This window comes from Tropicimonas sp. TH_r6 (assembly GCF_033101155.1).
Classification (GTDB): domain Bacteria; phylum Pseudomonadota; class Alphaproteobacteria; order Rhodobacterales; family Rhodobacteraceae; genus Tropicimonas.
This window is the reverse complement of record NZ_JAWMPX010000110.1, coordinates 1-234: the sequence shown is the minus strand read 5'-3', so window position 1 is coordinate 234 and position 234 is coordinate 1. Positions and strand designations below refer to the sequence as shown.

The 234-nt window shown below is 59.0% G+C and carries 1 protein-coding gene; it reads left to right on the top strand.

Translation table 11 applies throughout. The annotated features are described in order from the left end of the window. Window positions 1-46 precede the first annotated feature (46 nt). A partial coding sequence (locus tag R3X27_RS25610) for a pilus assembly protein (protein ID WP_317711740.1) occupies window positions 47-234 on the top strand: 188 nt, incomplete at its 3' end.

Sequence of the window (234 nt, the reverse complement as noted above, 5' to 3'; positions counted from 1 at the left end):
AGATCCGGACAGCCCTGAAACCGAGACACACTTTCTGGAGACCACCATGAAACTTTTCAACCTGATCAAATCCTTCCGCAACGATGAAGACGGCGCCGTGACCGTTGACTGGGTCGTGCTGACCGCCGCCATCGTTGGCCTGGGCATCGCCGTGCTCGCCGCCGTGTCCGGTGGTGTCGAGGATCTGTCGACCGACATCTCCAACCAGCTGATGAGCCAGAACATCACCACCAC